Origin of the sequence: Streptococcus sp. oral taxon 061 (genome assembly GCF_964211575.1) — a bacterium.
Taxonomy (GTDB): Bacteria; Bacillota; Bacilli; order Lactobacillales; family Streptococcaceae; genus Streptococcus.
On the sequence record NZ_CAXOQQ010000005.1, the window covers coordinates 73,418 to 93,287 of the forward strand.

General features: G+C 39.1%; 20 protein-coding genes and 1 tRNA gene. 17 read left to right on the plus strand and 4 right to left on the minus strand.

Annotated features, from left to right (window positions below):
• The first annotated feature begins 7 nt into the window (after positions 1 to 7).
• From AB8E63_RS05210 to AB8E63_RS05260, 11 genes are all read left to right on the plus strand, one after another.
• Positions 8 to 523 carry a GNAT family N-acetyltransferase gene (locus AB8E63_RS05210; RefSeq protein ID WP_036753539.1) on the plus strand — a complete coding sequence of 172 codons (516 nt, stop codon included), beginning with the start codon at positions 8 to 10 and terminating at the stop codon, positions 521 to 523.
• A complete protein-coding gene (locus tag AB8E63_RS05215) occupies positions 520 to 1,014 on the plus strand; it encodes a GNAT family N-acetyltransferase (RefSeq protein WP_036753537.1) in 495 nt (164 codons plus the stop codon). Before AB8E63_RS05210 ends, AB8E63_RS05215 begins: the two co-directional genes overlap by 4 nt.
• A gap of 82 nt (positions 1,015 to 1,096) precedes the next feature.
• Entirely contained in the window at positions 1,097 to 2,764 is a 1,668-nt protein-coding gene (mltG, locus tag AB8E63_RS05220; RefSeq protein ID WP_368910289.1) for an endolytic transglycosylase MltG, read from the plus strand.
• 74 nt (positions 2,765 to 2,838) lie between these two features.
• Positions 2,839 to 3,321 carry a transcription elongation factor GreA gene (gene greA / locus AB8E63_RS05225; protein ID WP_006148148.1) on the plus strand — a complete coding sequence of 161 codons (483 nt, stop codon included), beginning with the start codon at positions 2,839 to 2,841 and terminating at the stop codon, positions 3,319 to 3,321.
• Between the two features lie 83 nt (positions 3,322 to 3,404).
• Positions 3,405 to 4,778 (plus strand): amino acid permease, encoded by a 1,374-nt coding sequence (locus AB8E63_RS05230; protein WP_368910290.1) that lies wholly within the window; start codon positions 3,405 to 3,407, stop codon positions 4,776 to 4,778.
• Between the two features lie 97 nt (positions 4,779 to 4,875).
• Positions 4,876 to 5,286 carry a GNAT family N-acetyltransferase gene (locus tag AB8E63_RS05235; RefSeq protein ID WP_368910291.1) on the plus strand — a complete coding sequence of 137 codons (411 nt, stop codon included), beginning with the start codon at positions 4,876 to 4,878 and terminating at the stop codon, positions 5,284 to 5,286.
• 148 nt (positions 5,287 to 5,434) lie between these two features.
• On the plus strand, positions 5,435 to 5,644 hold the full coding sequence (locus AB8E63_RS05240) for a helix-turn-helix transcriptional regulator (RefSeq protein ID WP_036753528.1): 210 nt from the start codon (positions 5,435 to 5,437) through the stop codon (positions 5,642 to 5,644).
• Entirely contained in the window at positions 5,634 to 6,119 is a 486-nt protein-coding gene (locus AB8E63_RS05245) for a DUF6773 family protein (protein ID WP_368910292.1), read from the plus strand. Before AB8E63_RS05240 ends, AB8E63_RS05245 begins: the two co-directional genes overlap by 11 nt.
• A 107-nt stretch (positions 6,120 to 6,226) precedes the next feature.
• Complete coding sequence (locus tag AB8E63_RS05250; protein WP_368910293.1) at positions 6,227 to 7,687, plus strand: nicotinate phosphoribosyltransferase; 1,461 nt, start codon at positions 6,227 to 6,229, stop codon at positions 7,685 to 7,687.
• Positions 7,684 to 8,508 carry an ammonia-dependent NAD(+) synthetase gene (nadE, locus tag AB8E63_RS05255; RefSeq protein WP_368910294.1) on the plus strand — a complete coding sequence of 275 codons (825 nt, stop codon included), beginning with the start codon at positions 7,684 to 7,686 and terminating at the stop codon, positions 8,506 to 8,508. The genes AB8E63_RS05250 and nadE overlap by 4 nt, the downstream gene beginning before the upstream one ends.
• A 106-nt stretch (positions 8,509 to 8,614) precedes the next feature.
• Positions 8,615 to 9,157: a GNAT family N-acetyltransferase gene (locus AB8E63_RS05260; protein ID WP_368910295.1), complete on the plus strand. Its 543-nt coding sequence runs from the start codon at positions 8,615 to 8,617 to the stop codon at positions 9,155 to 9,157.
• Between the two features lie 46 nt (positions 9,158 to 9,203).
• On the opposite strand, the gene AB8E63_RS05265 is transcribed toward AB8E63_RS05260, so the two are convergent.
• The 4 genes from AB8E63_RS05265 to AB8E63_RS05280 all read right to left on the minus strand — a co-directional run bounded on the left by AB8E63_RS05265 (position 9,204) and on the right by AB8E63_RS05280 (position 13,931).
• On the minus strand, positions 9,204 to 10,286 hold the full coding sequence (locus AB8E63_RS05265) for a M24 family metallopeptidase (protein ID WP_368910296.1): 1,083 nt from the start codon (positions 10,284 to 10,286) through the stop codon (positions 9,204 to 9,206).
• Between the two features lie 115 nt (positions 10,287 to 10,401).
• Positions 10,402 to 11,184, minus strand: a complete 783-nt coding sequence (gene gatD, locus AB8E63_RS05270) for a lipid II isoglutaminyl synthase subunit GatD (protein WP_368910297.1) — start codon at positions 11,182 to 11,184, stop codon at positions 10,402 to 10,404.
• Positions 11,184 to 12,527, minus strand: coding sequence for a lipid II isoglutaminyl synthase subunit MurT (gene murT / locus AB8E63_RS05275; RefSeq protein WP_074324624.1), 1,344 nt, complete (start codon positions 12,525 to 12,527; stop codon positions 11,184 to 11,186). The genes gatD and murT overlap by 1 nt, the downstream gene beginning before the upstream one ends.
• An 87-nt stretch (positions 12,528 to 12,614) precedes the next feature.
• Positions 12,615 to 13,931 carry an FAD-containing oxidoreductase gene (locus tag AB8E63_RS05280; RefSeq protein WP_368910298.1) on the minus strand — a complete coding sequence of 439 codons (1,317 nt, stop codon included), beginning with the start codon at positions 13,929 to 13,931 and terminating at the stop codon, positions 12,615 to 12,617.
• Between the two features lie 342 nt (positions 13,932 to 14,273).
• Here AB8E63_RS05280 and AB8E63_RS05285 point away from each other — a divergent pair, with 342 nt between their 5' ends.
• The 6 genes from AB8E63_RS05285 (at position 14,274) to vex2 (ending at position 19,834) form a co-directional block, all read left to right on the plus strand.
• Positions 14,274 to 15,848: a DEAD/DEAH box helicase gene (locus AB8E63_RS05285; protein WP_368910299.1), complete on the plus strand. Its 1,575-nt coding sequence runs from the start codon at positions 14,274 to 14,276 to the stop codon at positions 15,846 to 15,848.
• Between the two features lie 272 nt (positions 15,849 to 16,120).
• A complete protein-coding gene (codY, locus tag AB8E63_RS05290) occupies positions 16,121 to 16,909 on the plus strand; it encodes a GTP-sensing pleiotropic transcriptional regulator CodY (RefSeq protein WP_142557805.1) in 789 nt (262 codons plus the stop codon).
• Positions 16,909 to 17,484, plus strand: a complete 576-nt coding sequence (locus AB8E63_RS05295; protein ID WP_368910300.1) for a cysteine hydrolase family protein — start codon at positions 16,909 to 16,911, stop codon at positions 17,482 to 17,484. The genes codY and AB8E63_RS05295 overlap by 1 nt, the downstream gene beginning before the upstream one ends.
• A gap of 77 nt (positions 17,485 to 17,561) precedes the next feature.
• Positions 17,562 to 17,647, plus strand: a tRNA-Leu gene (locus AB8E63_RS05300).
• Between the two features lie 135 nt (positions 17,648 to 17,782).
• Entirely contained in the window at positions 17,783 to 19,060 is a 1,278-nt protein-coding gene (locus AB8E63_RS05305) for an ABC transporter permease (protein ID WP_368910301.1), read from the plus strand.
• 126 nt (positions 19,061 to 19,186) lie between these two features.
• Positions 19,187 to 19,834 carry an ABC transporter ATP-binding subunit Vex2 gene (gene vex2 / locus AB8E63_RS05310; protein WP_004252438.1) on the plus strand — a complete coding sequence of 216 codons (648 nt, stop codon included), beginning with the start codon at positions 19,187 to 19,189 and terminating at the stop codon, positions 19,832 to 19,834.
• Positions 19,835 to 19,870: the final 36 nt, after the last annotated feature.

Sequence of the window (19,870 nt, forward strand, 5' to 3'; positions counted from 1 at the left end):
GAACACCATGGAATTTCCAATTAAAATAAGGGAAGTTCAGCAATCTGATATCGAGCAGGTTTGCTTGATGCAGGAGAGTACTCAAAACTTCCAAGAAACATTTAAGAGAGAAATAATAGAAGAACGTATCCGTAATTTTGCGGATACGTTTCTCTTAGCTAGTTTGGATGATCAGGTGATTGCTTATATTTTAGTGACAGATTTTGCTACGTCCTCAGTAAATAGATGGATAGCAGAGATGGCAGATGTAGAAGCTATTAGTAATGAAAATCTTGTTATTGATGCTTTATCTGTTCATCCGAATTATCAAGGGCAAGGATTTGGAACCTTGTTGCTCGCAGCCATGAAACAAGTTGCTCTTCAGAAAAATAGTCCAGGTATTTATCTGCTCTGTAAAGATGAATTCCTGTCTTATTTTGAGATGAATGAATTTATAGAGCAAGGAATAGCAGATCTGGGAGTCGGAAATGAAGTTAATTTTCTCATGAGCTGGAAGAATCCCTTTTATCAGGAGGAACTATGATTATTCGACAAGCTAGACTGAGTGATTTAGACCGTATTTTAGAGATTGAATTAGAGAATTTTTCAATTGAAGAAGCCATACCTCGATCTGTCTTTGAAGCACATTTAAAGGAAATAAAAACGAGCTTTCTAGTGGCTGAAAAAGAGGGAGAGATACTCGGTTATATTGAAGGACCAGTAGTCCCTCATCGTTATTTACAAGACCAGTCTTTCACTGAAGAAATAAAAGACCACAGTCATAAGGAAGGTGGTTATATTTCTGTGACTTGTCTTTCTATAGCAAAAAAAGCTCAATCTCTAGGACTAGGAAAAAAACTCCTGACCGCATTGAAAGAAGTGGCTCTTAAGCATGAACGAGAGGGGATCAATCTAACCTGTCATGACTACCTTATTGAATACTATGAGAAGCATGGTTTTGTCAATGAAGGAAAGTCTAAGTCCCAATTTGCGGGAGAAGAATGGTATGATATGGTCTGGGAAAACAAGAATTAGTGAGTAGAAAGGCTTCTAAGGTTGCTTTTCTTTAGTTTTTAAGATATAATATTAAGGATTATCAACAAGGAGGTAAATACCTTTGAGCGAAAATTCAAATGAAGAAAAGTTGAGTTTTAAAGAGCAAATTTTGCGAGATTTAGAACGACTAAAAAAAGAGGCAAATGAAGTTGAACAAACGGATGACCTTTTTTCAACTTTAGCAAAACCTTCTGAAGCAACTTCAGAAAAAAAGGAACCAAGTATTTCGGAAGAGGAGTTGATTGCAAAATCAGTTGCAGCTGTTGATCAATTGATTGATAATGCCCCAACTGTTCCTGAGCGTCCTGTTCTTGTAGAAGAAGTTCCAGAAGAAGCTGCAGAGGAAGTAAAAGAAGAAATTCCAGAAGCAGTACGAGAAGAAGTAGTTGAGTCATCTCAATCAATTCCGGAAAAAGAAGAGAATAATTCAATTCCAACTAGAGTTTCAGTTTCTTATCGTGCATTTGATACTGTTCCAGAAAAAGAAACAGTAAACCTTGCGTCACACAAGGAAGAATTGACAAGTCAAGAAGCTACTGAAGAAGCAGACCTTCCTAGAAGAAGTCGGAGAGAGACTGTGAAACCAGCCAAGAAAAAGAAGAAATCCCGCTTAAAAGGATTTTTAGTAACAGTTTTGGTATTATTGATTCTAATTGGTGCTGGTGGATTCTTTGGCCTACGCTATGCTGAATCAGCTCTACAACCAGTAGATCCAAGTTCTAAACAATATATGTCAGTTCAGATTCCAGATGGTGCTAATACTCAAGAAATTGGCTCAGTTTTGGAAAAATCTGGTGTTATTAAGAACGGTTTGGTTTTTACACTTTATGCCAAGTATAAAAACTACACTGGATTGAAGTCTGGTTATTACAACTTGCAAAAGAGTATGAGTGTTGAAGATGTCATTAAAGAGTTGCAAAAGGGTGGTACACCTGAACCTCAGGAAGTTGCTCTTGCAGACTTGACTATTCCTGAGGGCTATACTTTGGAACAAATTGCTCAAACTGTTGGCCAACTTCAAGGTGACTTTAAGGAACCTTTGACAGCGGAAGCATTCTTGGCTAAGGCCCAAGATGAGACCTTTATTGCTCAAGAGGTTGCCAAATATCCAAACTTGCTTGAAAGCTTGCCAGCAAAAGATAGTGGTGTTCGTTACCGTTTAGAAGGTTATCTTTTCCCTGCGACTTATACGATCAAAGAAAGTACAACTGTTGAAAGTTTAATTGATTCAATGCTTGCAGCTATGGATAAGAACCTTTCTTCACACTATGCTGCTATCAAAGAAAAGAACTTGACCGTAAATGAGCTCTTAACAATTGCATCACTTGTTGAGAAAGAAGGTGCAAAAACAGAAGATCGTAAGCTGATTGCAGGAATCTTCTATAACCGCTTAAACCTCGGTATGCCACTTCAAAGTAATATTGCTATCCTTTACGCAGAAGGCAAACTTGGTCAAAACATCAGTCTCTCTGATGATGCAGCCATTGATACATCTATTAATTCACCATACAATGTCTATACAAAAGTAGGTCTAATGCCTGGTCCAGTTGATAGCCCAAGCTTGGATGCTATAGAATCAAGTATCAATCAGACAAAGAGTGAATATCTTTATTTTGTAGCCAATGTTCAAGATGGTAAAGTTTACTATGCAACAACACTAGAAGAACATGATCGTAATGTTCAAGAACATATCAATAGTAAATTACCTCAATCAAATAGCACAAACTAAAATTATGTGGTTTTCCACATAATTTTGCTTTAAAGCATATATTTATTAATTAAATCAAAAGAAAGTTGAGAAAAATGGTAGAAAAAACATATCCAATGACCTTGGAAGAAAAGGAAAAACTCGAAAAAGAATTAGAAGAATTGAAACTAGTACGTCGTCCAGAAGTTGTAGAACGTATCAAAATTGCTCGTTCATATGGTGATTTGTCAGAGAACAGTGAGTATGAAGCAGCGAAAGACGAGCAAGCTTTCGTCGAGGGACAAATCTCAAGTCTAGAGACTAAGATTCGTTACGCAGAAATCGTTAACAGCGATGCCGTTGCAAAAAATGAAGTTGCTATCGGAAAAACTGTAACAATCCAAGAAGTTGGAGAAGACGAAAAGGAAGTATACATTATCGTGGGTTCAGCTGGTGCTGATGCCTTTGCGGGTAAAGTGTCAAATGAAAGCCCAATTGGTCAAGCATTGATTGGTAAGAAAAAAGGTGATGTTGTTACAATCGAAACACCTGCTGGAAGCTATGATGTTAAAATCTTAAAGGTTGAAAAAACCGCTTAATAGGATAAAAAGAAGGAGTGGATTCAGGAGAAAGCGTTTTCTATCACTCCTTTTCTTATTTTTTAAAAACTTAAGGAGACTAGATGAATTCAGAAAAAAAGTACAAAAAGAAGAGTAAAATGGAGCGTGGCTTAACCAATCGCCATGTTCAGGTTATGGCTATTGCAGGAACGATTGGTACGGGATTATTTCTTGGGGCTGGTCGGTCTATCAGTTTAACTGGACCTTCGATTGTCTTGGTCTATATGATTACAGGTGGCTTCATGTATCTCATGATGCGTGCTATCGGAGAAATGTTGTACCAGGACCCAGAGCAACACACCTTTATCAATTTTATTACTCGCTATCTTGGAAAGGGCTGGGGATATTTCTCGGTTTGGTCTTATTGGTTATCAGTAGTCTTTATTGGTATGGCTGAAATTACTGCAATCGCTCACTATGTTCAGTTTTGGTTTCCGTCTTGGCCATCTTGGTTGATTCAGGTTGTCTTTTTAACAATTTTAGGATTGGTTAATCTGATTGCAGTTAAAATATTTGGTGAAGTGGAATTTTGGTTTGCCATGATTAAAATCGTTGCTATTCTTGCCATGATTGCGACGGGTATTTTTATGGTCTTGACTGGCTTTGAAACTCCTTATGGATCAGCAAGCCTTGCCAATATTAGTGAGCAATTCTCCCTTTTCCCAAATGGAGGAATGAACTTTGTCATGGCCTTTCAAATGGTTTTCTTTGCTTACTTGATGATTGAATTTATCGGCGTTACAACATCTGAAACCAAAGATCCTCGAAAAGTATTGCCCAAGGCGGTTAAGGAAATTCCTTTGCGAATTATCTTCTTCTATGGTGGGGCTTTGCTTGCAATCATGTCTATTATTCCTTGGCGTGAGCTTTCTGCGACGGATTCACCATTTGTAACGGTATTTGAACTTGTTGGTCTTAAGTGGGCAGCAGCCTTGATTAACTTTGTTGTCTTGACTTCCGCTGCGTCAGCCTTGAATTCAACCCTTTACTCAACAGGTCGTCACTTGTACCAAATTGCCCATGATTCACCAAATCGTTTCTTGAAGGCTATTAAGGCAGATACACTTTCACGCCACAACGTTCCTCAGAATGCTATCATTGCTTCTGCGGTATTGATTGGTCTTGCAGCCTTCATCAATGTACTTCCTGGCGTATCAGATGCCTTTGCTTTGATTACGGCTTCTTCATCAGGTGTTTATATCGCCATCTACATCTTGATCATGGTGGCCCATCTTAAGTATCGCAAGTCAAAAGACTTTATGGCAGATGGCTATCTCATGCCCCAATATCGCTTGCTAAATCCTCTGACTATGCTCTTCTTTATCTTTGTATTTGGAATTCTCTTCTTACAAGAATCAACTGTAATGGGAGCCAGAGGTTCAGCTATCTGGATTGTTGCTTTTGGTATTTATAGCCAATGGAAATTTAGAAAATAAGTTATAAGCTCATCAACTCAGGTTGATGAGCTTTCTAGTTTGACAGCTCTTGGTAATAAGACTATAATCAAGCTATAAGTATCTTTAGGAGGTTTGGATGCAGGTAAGATTGGAAAATACAGAATCTCAGAAATCGCAAATTATAGGAGACTTGATTCGCTCCTATAATCGTTCCAAAAGAGAAGTTGCTGAAAGTGAGCCACTAAACCTTTATGTCGAAGATGAACATGGTGAAATCATGGCTGGATTAGTAGCAGAGACTTTCGGGAATTGGTTAGAAATTGAGTATTTGTTTGTGAAGGAGGACTTGCGAGGGCAAGGAATCGGCTCCCAACTATTGCAGCGAGCAGAAAGTGAAGCTAAAAAGAGAAACTGTCGCTTTGCTTTTGTGAATACCTATCAGTTTCAAGCACCAGGCTTTTATCAAAAGCAAGGCTACAAGGAAGTTTTTACCTTAAAAGATTATCCCTACACTGGACAAAGGCACTATTATCAAAAAGATTTGTAAGTATAGAACTCTCTATCATGTAAGTGGTAGAGAGTTTTTTATAAATAAATCTCACAAAATGACAGATATATATTGCATTATGTAAAATATATGATATAATAAAGTTGAAAAAGAAGCGCGACTTTTAAAATTAAGGAGGAGGTAACAAGTGGTTAAGAATTTAAAATTAAAGTTAGCTCGAGTGGAGCTTGACATGACACAAGGTGATTTGGCAGAAGCTGTGGGTGTAACTAGGCAGACTATCGGTTTGATAGAAGCTGGAAAGTACAATCCTACGCTTTCACTTTGCCAATCCATTTGCAGATGCCTAGGGAAAACTCTAGATCAATTATTTTGGGAGGAAGAAGATGAAAAATAGATTTTTTTATTATCAATTATTAGACGAAAGAGAAGAGCAACTGATGAATAAAGCGGGGGCTGAAAGTTTCTATATCTCTATAGCTTTCTTGCTTTTATCTTATATGATTGCAGTATTAGCACCAAGTCTTTTTAATCCGAGAATGATTCTCATCATTATCATTATTGGAACTTCTTACTTTTTCGGCCGTGCTCGAGATTTGGGTGTGACCTTCTATAGTCGTTTTCATTTTACAATTTTAGGTTGCCTATTATTAACTCTAGTGATTACAGCTACCTTGATGCTACAAAACTATCAGTTCAATATCGAAATTTATCAGCACAACCCTCTACATCTTAAATACATGTTTGCTTGGTTATTTACCTATATCTTTTATCTTCCATGGGTCTTTATTGGCAACTTAGGCTTGAAAAGTTATGGTGAATGGGCCCAGAAGAAGTATGAAAAAGCGATGGATGCGTTGGAGAAAGAATGAAAGCTTGTTACAATTTTCTCAATCCTTTTCAAATATGATATAATAGTACTAATTTATAAGATGGTGAGAGTTTCGCCATTCCGTAAACTAAGGAAGAAGGAATAAATATGTATCCAGATGATAGTTTAACATTGCACACAGATTTGTATCAGATTAACATGATGCAGGTTTACTTCGACCAAGGAATTCATAACAAGAAAGCAGTTTTTGAAGTTTATTTCCGCCAACAACCGTTTAAAAATGGTTATGCTGTTTTTGCAGGTTTGGAACGAATTGTGAACTACCTAGAAAACCTTCGCTTTTCTGATAATGATATAGCTTATTTGGAATCACTTGGTTATCATGGTGCATTCTTGGAATATCTCCGTAATCTCAAGTTGGAATTGACTGTACGTTCTGCTCAAGAAGGTGACTTAGTATTTGCTAATGAACCGATTGTTCAAGTGGAAGGACCTTTGGCGCAGTGTCAATTGGTTGAAACAGCTCTTTTAAATATTGTTAATTTTCAAACCTTGATCGCGACCAAGGCTGCACGTATTCGCTCGGTCATTGAAGATGAGCCTTTGATGGAGTTCGGTACACGTCGTGCGCAAGAGATGGATGCAGCTATCTGGGGAACTCGTGCCGCTGTCATTGGTGGTGCTGATGGAACAAGTAATGTGCGTGCAGGTAAACTCTTTGGGATTCCAGTTTTAGGGACTCATGCTCATGCTTTAGTTCAAGTTTATGGCAATGATTACCAAGCTTTCAAGGCTTATGCCTCAACTCACCGTGATTGTGTCTTTCTTGTAGATACTTATGATACTCTTCGTATCGGTGTTCCTGCTGCCATTCAGGTTGCAAGAGAATTAGGTGACAAGATTAACTTTAAGGGAGTTCGTATTGACTCTGGAGATATCGCCTATATTTCTAAAAAAGTTCGTCAACAACTGGACGAGGCAGGGTTTACGGATGCTAAGATTTATGCATCCAATGACCTTGATGAAAATACTATCCTTAACCTCAAAATGCAAAAAGCTAAGATTGATGTTTGGGGTGTAGGGACTAAACTTATCACTGCCTATGATCAACCTGCTCTTGGTGCAGTTTATAAAATTGTGGCTATTGAAGATGAAAATGGTCAGATGCGCAACACCATCAAACTCTCTAGCAATGCTGAAAAAGTTTCAACTCCAGGTAAGAAACAAGTTTGGCGCATTACCAGTCGTGAAAAAGGAAAATCTGAAGGTGATTATATTACCTATGACGGCGTTGATGTGTCAAGTATGACTGAACTCAAGATGTTCCACCCAACCTATACTTACATCAAGAAAACTGTCCGCAATTTTGATGCAGTTCCTCTCTTGGTGGATATTTTCAAGGATGGAAAAGTAATCTATGATTTACCGAGTCTACCTGAAATTCAAGCTTATGCTCGCAAGGAATTTGATAAGCTCTGGGATGAATACAAACGTGTTCTTAACCCACAACATTATCCAGTAGACTTAGCGCATGATATTTGGCAAGATAAGATGGACTTGATTGATAAGATGCGTAAAGAAGCTCTGGGCGAAGGAGAAGAAGAATGAGTTTGCAAGAGACCATTATCCAACAACTAGGCGTTAAACCAGTCATTGATGCCCGAGAAGAAATCCGTCGTTCCATTGACTTTTTGAAAAAATACCTTAAAAAACATCCCTTCCTTAAAAGTTTTGTATTAGGAATTTCTGGTGGTCAAGACTCGACTTTAGCTGGTCGCCTTGCCCAACTAGCTATGGAAGAAATGCGAGCTGAAACTGGTGATGATTCTTATAAATTTATAGCGATTCGCCTGCCTTATGGAATTCAAGCAGATGAGGATGACGCGCAAAAAGCACTTGCTTTCATCAAACCAGATGTTAGCCTAGTCGTTAATATTAAGGATTCTGTAGATGCAATGGCAGCGGCAGTAGAGGCTACTGGTAGTCCAATGTCAGACTTTAATAAAGGGAATATCAAGGCTCGTAGCCGTATGATCGCTCAATATGCCCTAGCAGGAGCACATAGCGGAGCAGTTATTGGTACTGACCATGCTGCAGAAAATGTAACAGGTTTCTTTACCAAGTTCGGTGACGGGGGTGCAGATATTCTTCCTCTCTATCGCCTCAATAAACGTCAAGGAAAACAACTATTGAAGGAGCTCGGAGCCGATCCTGCACTCTATGAAAAAGTACCGATTGCCGATCTAGAAGAAGAGAAACCAGGATTGGCAGATGAAGTTGCACTCGGTGTAACCTACGCAGAGATTGATGACTACCTGGAAGGTAAACAAATCAGCCAAGAAGCCCAAGCAACCATTGAAAAATGGTGGCACAAAGGCCAACACAAACGCCACCTACCAATCACAGTGTTTGATACGTTTTGGGAGTAAAAAGGTCCGGGGGACCTTTTTAGCCCGAGCCTTAAAATAGAAAAGCGAGGAAGGTCCGGGGGACTTTTTTAGCCCGAGCCTGAAAATAAAAAAGCGAGGTTGAATTATGAAATCCATAGGTACAAAGACATTACATACTGAACGGTTGCTATTGCGACGCTTTTGTGAAACTGATGCTCAAGCCATGTTTGAAAATTGGGCTTCTAGTCTAGATAATCTAACCTATGTTACTTGGGATCCTCATCCAAATGTTGATTTTACAAAGAACTCAATAAGAACTTGGGTAGCATTCTACGACAATCCTAACTATTACAAATGGGCCATTAGTCTCAAAGAAAATCCAGAATATGTCATTGGAGATATTAGTCTGGTCAGTGTGGATGAAGAAAACTCTAGCTGTGAAGTCGGATATATCTTAGGGATGGACTACTGGGGACAAGGACTCATGACAGAAGCCTTGAAGGCTGTTTTATCATACTGTCTAGATGAGATTGGATTTGAAGAGGTTGATGCTTGCTATGCAAGTTTAAATCCCGCCTCTGGTCGTGTGATGGAAAAGGCTGGAATGACTTTTTGGAAGACGATTCCAAATGCAGTTGAACGAAAAGGTTATATAGCTGATAAAATTTATTATCAAATCAAAAAATAAGATGGAAAAGAATAACTTTTCCATCTTATTTTTTATAATATACTTTTTAATCAAAATAAAGCAAATCTTTGCTGGTGCTTGTAAAGAGGTCGAAGCCATCTTTGGTAACAACACCGCAGTCCTCGATGCGGACACCGACTTTACCAGGGATGTAGATACCAGGCTCAACTGAGAAGCACATGCCTTCTTCGATAACTATGTCGTTTCCTTCCATGATGGATGGGAACTCGTGTACATCCATACCAATACCATGACCGAGACGGTGGTTGAAGTACTCACCGTAGCCAGCTTTTTCAATCACTTCACGAGCTGCGCGGTCTACTTCATGAGCCGTCACACCAGGTTTGATAAAGTCAAGGGCAGCTTGTTGGGCTTCCAGAGTCAAGTTGTAAATATCTTTCTTGAACTGGTCAGGTTTACCAACAGCGACTGTACGAGTCATATCTGATGCATAACCATTGACCATCACACCGAGGTCAAAGAGGAGAAGGGCATTGTTTTCAACCTTGTTGGCTCCAGGAATACCATGTGGATTCGCAGCATTATCACCAGTCAAGACCATGGTATCAAAGCTCATTTCATAGCCTTCACGTTTCATAGCAAAGTCAATCTGAGCAATGATATCAGTTTCCGTATTATCAAGAGAGATATTATCAAAACCAACTTTAACAGACTTGTCGGCGTAAACACCTGCAACCATCATCTTTTGCACTTCGTCAGCTGATTTAATCAAGCGCATACGTTGGATCAATGGAGTCAAGTTATCAAACTCAGCAGTTTCAAAGACAGTTTTCAAACCGTGGTATTTAGTCAAGATGAGATTGTCAAACTCAACTGCTACACGTTTGAAATCAAGCTGTGGAAGAGCATTTTGAATTTTCTTCCAAGGGTTTTCAGAGTCCACATAACCAACAACCGGGAATGAAACAGTGCTTGTCGCACGTTCAACCTCAAGGGCTGGGACAAAGAGAAGTGGTTCCTGGTCAGCAAGGACAAAGAGGAACATTTGGCGTTCGTGTGGATCACTGTAAAAACCAGTGAGGTAATTGATAGTGACGGGGTCAGATACGACTGCGACGTCTAACTTTTCAGATTCGAGATAAGTTAAGATTTGTTGTAATTTAGACATATGCTACCTTCTTTCTACCCCTCTATTTTTGCAAAAATTAGTAGAAAATGCAAGGGAGAAGGGGAAAAGAGCCTAAAAAAATTCCAACAGCTAATAGCATGTTGGAATCTAAATATTAATTGAAGTCTGCCTTGCTTTTAACATCGCTGTATTCTTCAGCAACTTCTTGGCTAAGGATATCCTCATAAGCTGGAAGGTCGATATCCTGACCATATTTTTTCTTAAGTGCAGTAGTGACCAAGCGATAGGCTAAGTTTGCATTACGGGATAAAATAGGCCCGTGGAAATAAGAACCAAAAACATTTTTATAGTGAACACCTTCACCGATTTTCTCCTCATTATTTCCGTTTCCGTATACGACCTTCCCCAATGGTTTTTGGTCATCTGAGAGGAAGGTACGACCTTGGTGATTTTCAAAACCATAGTAGGTTTCATCGAATTCTTCGTTATGAATTTTAATGTCACCAATAAAGCGGTTGTTGGTTTGATTAAGGGTATAGTGTCCCATGACACCGAGACCTTCGATGCGTCTTCCAGAAGCTTCAATATAGTATTGGCCTAATAGTTGGAAGCCACCACAAATAGCAAGAACGACACCGTCATTTTGGATAAAGTTATCGATACTTTCTTTTTTAGCAGGCAAATCACCAGCAATGATACTTTGTTCAAAGTCTTGGCCACCACCGAAAAAGGCAATATCGTAGTGATGTTCATCGAAATCATCATGAAGTGAAACGATGTCAACTGTTACATGGGCCCCCAGCTTTTCAGCTACGTACTTGAGCATGAGGATATTCCCGTTATCTCCGTAGGTATTCATGAGATTCCCATAGAGGTGGGCGATATTTAGTTGGTAAGGATAATTGCCGTCTTTTGAGGAAAGTGAAGTATAAACCATTAGTTCATCTCCTTTCTAACAAGCTGACGATTGGCTAGTAATTCTCGGAATTCCAGCATAGCCGTATATGTCGCAAGGATATAGGCATGCTTGCAGTCTTGAGCTTCGATCGTTTTGAGAACTTGTTCCAGGCTACTTGTTTCAGTGATCTTGTCAGCTGGATAGCCAGTAACACGTAGACGACGAGCAATTTCAGAATGACGAACTCCACCCGCATTGATTTCAGGAATATCCATGTCAGTAATTTGTTCAAAGTCAGCATCCCAAATCCAGCTGGTATCAATCCCGTCTGCATAGTTGGCATTGAGGAGAACAGATAGACTAAATGGATAAGGAGCTAGTTTGATCATTTCGATGGCCTGGGTAGCACCAACAGGGTTTTTAATAAGAACCAGTGTGCATTCCTTGTCACCGATATGGAAGGTTTCTTGTCGTCCAAAGACAGCACGACTCTTGTCAAATCCTTGTTTAATCAGTTGAGAATCAGCGCCTAGGTAACGAGCGATAGCAACTGCAGCAAGAGCATTGTAGATGTTGTAGAGACCACCGATTTGAATACCATATTCCTGACCATCAATAACAAAACGAGAACGATTGTTAGTCAACTCAACCAATTCTGTCAGACGGTAGTCCAAGTCAGGACGCTTGCATCCACAATTTTCACAGATATAAGCTCCCAAGTTAGCATAAGTGTTGAGCTCGTATTTCAGAATACTTTGACATTCAGGGCAGAGGATACCTTCAGTATTGTAGTGAGCAAGTTGCGCTGGACCTTTTTCTAGATCAAAACCAAAATACTGAACAGGATTTGAAATTGCAGGCTTGTAGAAAAGCGGACTATCACCGTTTAGCAGAACAGTAGCAGTAGGAACTTTTCGAATAGCGTCCAAAATCATGTTGTAGGTCGTATAGATCTCACCGTATCGGTCCATCTGATCGCGGAAGATATTAGTGATAACGAAAAGACTAGGCTGGATATAGTCACAGATATGTGAGAGACTAGCTTCGTCGATTTCAAGTACTGCTATATTTTTTCCAGTTTTTGAAGATTTTGCAGTCAAGAAAGTAGTCGTAATCCCTGTGATCATGTTGGCACCACTTGGATTGGTTAACACTTGACCATAAATTTCCTTTAGGATACCGACAGTGAGAGCGGTTGTCAAGGTTTTTCCATTGGTACCAGTTACCACAACAATCTCGTAGTTCTTCGCTAAATTTTGTAGAATATCTTTATCAAATTGAAGGGCAAGTTTTCCAGGCAGCGTACTTCCACGTCCAAGACGACTCAAAATAAAATGAGAAGAACGCCCAGCAAGAAGGCCCAAAGTAGTTTTTAATTTCATGTTTCTATTATATCATAAATGCTGGAAAAGACAGATTTGAGATTTTAGAAAAAGAAAAACAGCCCGCTATAGGACTGCTTTCTATAATTAAATCGCAAACAAGTCATTCAAGTTTTCAGCCAAGGTTGGGTGAGTGAAGATTTGTTTTGTGAAGTAAGTGTATGGGATTTTGTTGTCCATAGCAACAGTAATAATGTTGATGATTTCTTGTGATCCTTCTGAAAAGATAGTTGCACCTAGAATTTCTTTAGTTTCAGTGTTGACAACAGCTTTGAAGGCTCCACGAAGATCACCATTTACATGACCACGAGGCATAGCAGCAACAGGGATTTCCTTAACAGCGTGCGGAAGTTTCAAATCAGCTGCTTGACTTTCAGTCAAACCAACTTGTGAAAGGGCAGGTGTGATGAACATGGTGTTTGGAACATTGAGACGGTCTTCAAGTGTGTAGCTGCCATCACCAGCAAGGTAGCTGTAAACAACACGGAAGTCATCTAGTGAAATGTAGGTAAATTGAAGTCCACCGTTGACATCTCCAACTGCAAAGACACCAGGAACGTATGTTTGACAATGTTTGTCCACCTTGATCGCACCACGTTCAGTTAGTTCAATATCCGTATTTTCAAGTTGAAGTGGTTCTACATTTGGTTTACGTCCAGTTGCGTAGAGAAGGGCATCGAAACGGTAGGTTTCATTCTCTGTCACGACAAGAACTTGGTCACCATCGTTTTTGATTTCAGTAGTATGGATATTTTGAAGGAGTTCAATGCCGTCTTCTTCCATGTATTGTTTAGCAAGAGCAGCAATAGAAGGTTCTGCGCGAGGTAGGAAAGTATCTAGAGCATCTAGGACTGTTACCTTGCTTCCAAGTTTATTGTAGAGACCAGCAAACTCAAGACCGATATTTCCACCACCAAGAATTCCGAGTTTTTCTGGTAATTGTTCCAAGTTTTGGATACCAGTTGAATCAAAGACATTCTTGCTAGTAGATAGTCCTGGAATAGGCAAAACGTTTGAAACAGCACCAGTGTTGATGACGATTGTTTCAGCAGTTAGTTCTTGTTTTTCATCACCAGCTTGAATTTCGATGACTTTATTAGAAACAAAGTGGGCTTCGGCATCAATGATATCAACTCCAGTACCAGCGATAGTAGCATAGTTTTTACCATTGAGGCGGCTAGTAATTGTATTTTTTGTTGCCATAACCTCGTCAAATGACAAGTCCTTTTCTGCGGCAACTAGCAAGGTTTTAGTTGGAATACAACCGATGTTGATACAAGTTCCACCGTACATAGCCTTGTTGCGTTCAATAAGGGCAACTTTTTTACCAGCTGAAGCTAGTTTCCCAGCAAGTGTCTTACCTGCCTTACCAAATCCAATGACAATTAAATCGTATGTTAACATTTTTAAATCCTCCTGTTTGATTTTCATTCTAGCACAAGAAAAAAACTTTTGCACAAATCTGCTACGGGAAAAAATATCCAAACAAAATAGTCTCGAGAATGCTTAGATAAATCGACTTCAAAAGATAGAAAAATCGTTTACATGATTTAATCAGGTGGTTAGACTATCTTTTGCCCCTGTCTTGTGTTATACTAGATAAGTTGCAAAAAAGCAGTACTTTTTCTTTAGTGGAAAAGAAGCAACACGGTCTTTCATAAAAGATATGAAAGTACGTCATGACAAGAAAAGTATAAACTAAGCGCTATAGGATGGCTTCGCACCATCTTTAGAAAGAAGAATAACGTGAAATTTAATGAATTTAATCTTTCTGCGGATTTGTTAGCAGAAATCGAAAAAGCAGGATTTGTAGAAGCAAGTCCTATCCAAGAGCAAACCATTCCTTTGGCTCTTGAAGGGAAAGATGTTATCGGACAAGCTCAAACCGGTACAGGGAAAACTGCAGCCTTTGGCTTGCCAACCCTTGAAAAAATTCGTACAGAAGAAGGAACCATTCAAGCTTTGGTCATTGCACCAACCCGTGAACTAGCTGTACAAAGTCAGGAAGAACTTTTCCGCTTTGGTCGAAGCAAGGGTGTAAAAGTCCGTTCTGTTTATGGTGGTTCAAGTATCGAAAAACAAATCAAGGCACTTAAATCAGGAGCTCATATCGTAGTTGGAACGCCTGGTCGTCTCCTAGACTTGATCAAACGCAAGGCCTTGAAACTACAGGACATTGAAACTCTTATCCTTGACGAAGCAGATGAAATGCTCAACATGGGATTCCTTGAAGACATCGAAGCAATCATCTCTCGTGTACCAGAAAATCGTCAAACCTTACTCTTTTCAGCAACCATGCCAGAAGCTATCAAACGCATCGGGGTTCAGTTCATGAAAGAACCTGAGCATGTGAAGATTGCGGCGAAAGAGTTGACAACTGAACTAGTAGATCAGTACTATATCCGAGTTAAAGAACAAGAAAAATTTGATACTATGACTCGTCTCATGGACGTGGAGCAACCTGAACTTGCGATTGTATTTGGTCGTACCAAACGTCGTGTAGATGAGTTGACTCGTGGTCTTAAGATCCGTGGTTTCCGTGCAGAAGGTATTCATGGAGACCTTGACCAAAATAAACGTCTTCGTGTCCTCCGTGATTTCAAAAATGGCAATCTTGATGTCCTCGTTGCAACAGATGTTGCTGCTCGTGGTTTAGACATCTCAGGCGTGACTCATGTCTACAACTATGATATTCCTCAAGATCCTGAGAGTTATGTTCACCGTATCGGTCGTACAGGTCGTGCTGGTAAGTCAGGTCAATCGATTACTTTCGTAGCACCAAATGAGATGGGTTATCTCCAAATCATTGAAAACTTGACCAAGAAACGCATGAAGGGCTTGAAACCAGCGACAGCAGAAGAAGCCTTCCAAGCTAAAAAGCATGTTGCGCTGAAGAAAATTGAACGTGACTTTGCGGATGAATCTATTCGTGGAAACTTTGATAAATTCGCAAAAGATGCTCGTAAATTGGCTGCAGAATTCAGCCCAGAAGAATTGGCCATGTATATCCTTAGCTTGACGGTTCAGGATCCAGACAGTCTTCCAGAAGTTGAAATTGCGCGTGAGAAACCATTACCATTTAAACCATCTGGTGGTGGATTTGGTGGTAAAGGCAAGGGTGGTCGAGGAGGCCGTCATGGAGATGACCGTAGAGATCGTGACCGCCGTGGCAATGGACGTCGTGATGACTACCGAAAGGCTGGTCGCTCCAATGATCGTTTTGATAAAGAAAAGCGTTACCGCAAAGATCATAAAAAACCACGCAATACTTCAAGCGAGAAGAAAACAGGCTTTGTTATTCGTAACAAAGGAGATAAATAACAAAAAAAGCGGTTCACTGAAGTGGATCGCTTTTATATATAAGGAGACCGAGATTCATATGAAAAGTAATACGAGAAGTTTGTATTTATAAATTTGTTATCTTGTAATATTATCTTATCAAAAAAATAAAATGCTGTCAATAAGAAAATAATAAAAAATAGGTAAAATTTTCGAATACACTTGAATTGCAATTCAATAAACAATTTTCAGATAATTGTTGAAGTAGTCAGAATTTTGTGATATAATGAAAGCGATTATATGCGAGGTAAAAAATGGCACATTTATTAGAAAAAACAAGAAAAATCACATCAATTTTAAAGCGTTCGGAGGAGCAATTACAAGATGAGCTTCCTTATAATGCCATTACACGTCAATTAGCAGATATTATTGACTGTAACGCTTGTATTGTGAATAGTAAGGGTCGTTTGTTGGGCTACTTTATGCGCTACAAAACTAATAATGACCGAGTAGAGCACTTTTTCCAATCAAAGACTTTCCCAGAAGATTATGTACAAGGTGCAAACATGATCTACGATACGGAGGCCAATCTTCCTGTAGAGCATGATTTGACAATCTTCCCAACTGAGAGTCGTTCAGATTTCCCAGATGGTTTGACAACGATTGCTCCCATTCATGTCTCAGGGATTCGCTTAGGTTCCTTGATCATTTGGCGTAATGATAAAAAGTTTGAAGATGAGGATTTGATTCTTGTTGAGATTGCTAGTACAGTAGTAGGAATTCAACTCTTGAACTTCCAACGCGAGGAAGATGAGAAAAATATTCGTCGTCGTACGGCTGTAACTATGGCGGTTAATACTCTTTCTTACTCTGAACTTAGAGCTGTATCGGCTATTCTAGCTGAATTAAATGGTAATGAAGGCCAATTAACTGCTTCAGTGATTGCAGATCGTATCGGAATCACACGCTCAGTAATTGTTAATGCCCTTCGTAAACTTGAATCTGCAGGGATTATTGAAAGTCGTTCTCTTGGTATGAAAGGAACTTACCTCAAAGTTCTAATTCCAGATATTTTTGAAGAAGTGAAAAAGAGGGACTATTAATGGCTAAGGCTTTAATTTCAATTGACTACACAGAAGATTTTGTAGCGGATCACGGCAAACTAACCGCAGGAGCTCCTGCGCAAGAAATTTCTGAAGTGATAGACAAGGTGACACGTTTAGCATTTGACCGTGGAGATTATATTTTCTTTACGATTGATGCTCATGAAGAAAATGATGTTTTTCATCCGGAAAGTAAACTCTTTCCACCTCACAATATCATTGGAACTAGTGGACGTAACTTGTATGGCAAGTTAGCCGACTTCTATCAGGAACATGCTGATGATAGTCGTGTTTTCTGGATGGACAAGCGTCACTATTCAGCTTTTTCTGGCACTGATTTGGATATCCGTCTCAGAGAGCGTAAAGTGGATACTGTCATTTTGACGGGAGTTCTTACAGATATTTGTGTCTTGCATACGGCCATTGATGCTTATAATCTTGGTTATCAGATAGAAGTTGTCAAACCAGCAGTAGCTTCCATTTGGCCTGAAAATCATGCCTTTGCACTTGGACATTTTAAAGGTACACTGGGTGCGAAATTGGTTGATGAAAATTTGCTTGAAATTACAGAATAATACATTTCAAGATGAAAAAATCTGAAAAAAGTCTTGACATTTTTTTTCAAAGTTGATATACTAGTAAAGTAATCGACGCGGGGATGGCGGAATTGGCAGACGCGCAGGACTAAGGATCCTGTGACCGCTTTAGGTCGTGAGGGTTCAAGTCCCTCTCTCCGCATAGGAAAAGAGCTAGCTTTGGCTAGCTTTTTATTTTTCATCGAAAAGAGCAAAAATATTTTTGCTCTTTTTTTGGTATTTCATAAACATTTCATATTTGAATATTATAATGGATTTACAAATATGGAGGTGCTATATGAATCCCACTCAAAGAGCTTGGGCTTATGTCAGCAGAAAACGACTGAGAAGTCTCATATTATTCTTGATTCTATTTGTTTTATTGGCAGGAATATCAGCTTGTTTGACGCTTATGAAGTCCAACAAAACAGTAGAAAATAATCTCTATCGCTCATTGAATACGTCTTTTTCTATTAAAAGAATAGAAGCAGATCAGACTTTTCAATTGTCTCAACTAGATGACCTTAAAAAAATAAAAGGTCTTGAGGAGATTTCTCCAGAGCTTGAGACAATAGCTAAGTTGACTGACAAAGAAGTCGTTACTGGAGAACAAAGTATTCAAAGGGATGATTTGACAGAGGCTGAAAAAAATCTCATCAGTTTGATAGCTTTAGAAGATTCCTCTAAGGATGTCTCCTTTACTAGCTCTGCCTTTACCCTTAAAGAAGGAAGGCATTTAGAAAAAGGAGATAGCAAAAAAATCTTAATCCATGAAGATTTAGCAAATAAAAATAATCTAAAGCTAGGAGATAAGATTGGCTTAAATCCTGGTCAAGTTGAAGGAAATAGTGGACAAAGGCTAGACTATGAAATCGTAGGTATTTTCTCAGGTAAGAAGCAAGAAAAATTCACTGGTCTTAGCTCAGATTTTAGTGAAAACACGGTCTATACAGACTTCGAAAGTAGCCAAACTCTTCTTGGAAATAAGGAAGCTCAAGTTAGCGCCGCTCGTTTTTATTTAGAAAATCCAAAAGATATGGATAGTATCATTCAAGAAGTTGAAAAATTATCCCTGGAAACTAAAGGTTACCAAGTCGATAAGGAAAATAAGGCGTTTGAACAAATCAAGGATTCAGTTTCGACCTTCCAAACCTTCCTACAGATTTTCCTCTATGGCATTATGATTGCTGGTGTAGGAGCTCTGGTCTTGGTCTTGTCCCTTTGGTTACGAGAGCGAGTCTACGAGGTTGGTATTTTATTGGCGCTAGGAAAAGGAAAAATAGCAATCTTTAGCCAATTTTGCCTGGAAGTCATCCTAGTTTCATTGGCAGCTATTCTGCCAGCATTTGTGGCCGGGAATGCTATTACTTCCTATCTCTTGAAGACTGTACTAGCAAGCGGTGACCAAGCTGCACTACAAGATACTCTGGCAAAGGCAACGAATCTTACAACAAGTCTTCTATCATTTGGAGAATCTTATGTCTTTCTCCTTGTGATTAGCTGCTTGTCAGTTGCACTTTGTTTTATCTTTTTATTTAGAAAATCACCTAAGGAAATTTTATCATCTATTAGTTAATACTCTTCGAAAATCTCTTCAAACTGCGTCAGCTTTATCTGCAACCTCAAAGCTGTGCTTTGAGCAACCTGCAGCTAGCTTCCTAGTTTGTTCTTTGATTTTCATTGAGTAGAAGAAGGAGAAATCATGACTTTACTACAATTACAAGATCTTACTTATCGTTACAAGAACACTGCAGAAGCAGTATTATATAAAATCAATTACGATTTTGAACCTGGTAAGTTTTATAGTATTATCGGAGAATCAGGAGCTGGGAAGTCAACACTCTTGTCTCTTTTAGCAGGACTTGATAGCCCAGTCGAAGGTGCTATCCTATTCGAAGGCAAGGATATTCGTGAACAAGGATATTCTTATCACCGAATGCACCATATCTCGCTAGTTTTCCAAAACTATAACTTGATTGATTATCTTTCTCCATTAGAAAATATCCGCTTGGTTAATAAGAAGGCTAGTAAGGATACGCTACTTGAACTTGGTTTAGATGAAAGTCAGATCAAGCGGAATGTTCTCCAATTATCAGGAGGGCAGCAACAACGGGTTGCCATTGCTCGTAGCCTTGTATCTGAAGCACCAGTGATTTTAGCGGATGAACCAACTGGAAATCTAGATCCTAAGACTGCTGGAGATATCATTGACCTCCTCAAATCTCTTGCTGAGAAAACAGGCAAGTGTGTAATCGTTGTGACCCACAGTAAGGAAGTAGCACAGGCGTCAGATATTACACTTGAATTGAAGGATAAGAAACTGACTGAAACAAGAAAAAATAGTAACTAAATCTTTTAAATATATATAAGTGAAGTAAATCTAGAA

Bases quoted from the DNA above. Each gene is read 5' to 3' on its own strand.
- codY (WP_142557805.1), top strand. From the start codon at position 16,121: ATGGCACATTTATTAGAAAAAACAAGAAAAATCACATCAATTTTAAAG.
- greA (WP_006148148.1), top strand. From the start codon at position 2,839: ATGGTAGAAAAAACATATCCAATGACCTTGGAAGAAAAGGAAAAACTC.
- AB8E63_RS05265 (WP_368910296.1), bottom strand. From the start codon at position 10,286: ATGTCTAAATTACAACAAATCTTAACTTATCTCGAATCTGAAAAGTTA.
- gatD (WP_368910297.1), bottom strand. From the start codon at position 11,184: ATGGTTTATACTTCACTTTCCTCAAAAGACGGCAATTATCCTTACCAA.
- AB8E63_RS05295 (WP_368910300.1), top strand. From the start codon at position 16,909: ATGGCTAAGGCTTTAATTTCAATTGACTACACAGAAGATTTTGTAGCG.
- vex2 (WP_004252438.1), top strand. From the start codon at position 19,187: ATGACTTTACTACAATTACAAGATCTTACTTATCGTTACAAGAACACT.
- AB8E63_RS05305 (WP_368910301.1), top strand. From the start codon at position 17,783: ATGAATCCCACTCAAAGAGCTTGGGCTTATGTCAGCAGAAAACGACTG.
- AB8E63_RS05280 (WP_368910298.1), bottom strand. From the start codon at position 13,931: ATGTTAACATACGATTTAATTGTCATTGGATTTGGTAAGGCAGGTAAG.
- AB8E63_RS05235 (WP_368910291.1), top strand. From the start codon at position 4,876: ATGCAGGTAAGATTGGAAAATACAGAATCTCAGAAATCGCAAATTATA.
- AB8E63_RS05245 (WP_368910292.1), top strand. From the start codon at position 5,634: ATGAAAAATAGATTTTTTTATTATCAATTATTAGACGAAAGAGAAGAG.
- AB8E63_RS05230 (WP_368910290.1), top strand. From the start codon at position 3,405: ATGAATTCAGAAAAAAAGTACAAAAAGAAGAGTAAAATGGAGCGTGGC.
- nadE (WP_368910294.1), top strand. From the start codon at position 7,684: ATGAGTTTGCAAGAGACCATTATCCAACAACTAGGCGTTAAACCAGTC.
- AB8E63_RS05250 (WP_368910293.1), top strand. From the start codon at position 6,227: ATGTATCCAGATGATAGTTTAACATTGCACACAGATTTGTATCAGATT.
- murT (WP_074324624.1), bottom strand. From the start codon at position 12,527: ATGAAATTAAAAACTACTTTGGGCCTTCTTGCTGGGCGTTCTTCTCAT.
- AB8E63_RS05215 (WP_036753537.1), top strand. From the start codon at position 520: ATGATTATTCGACAAGCTAGACTGAGTGATTTAGACCGTATTTTAGAG.
- AB8E63_RS05210 (WP_036753539.1), top strand. From the start codon at position 8: ATGGAATTTCCAATTAAAATAAGGGAAGTTCAGCAATCTGATATCGAG.
- AB8E63_RS05260 (WP_368910295.1), top strand. From the start codon at position 8,615: ATGAAATCCATAGGTACAAAGACATTACATACTGAACGGTTGCTATTG.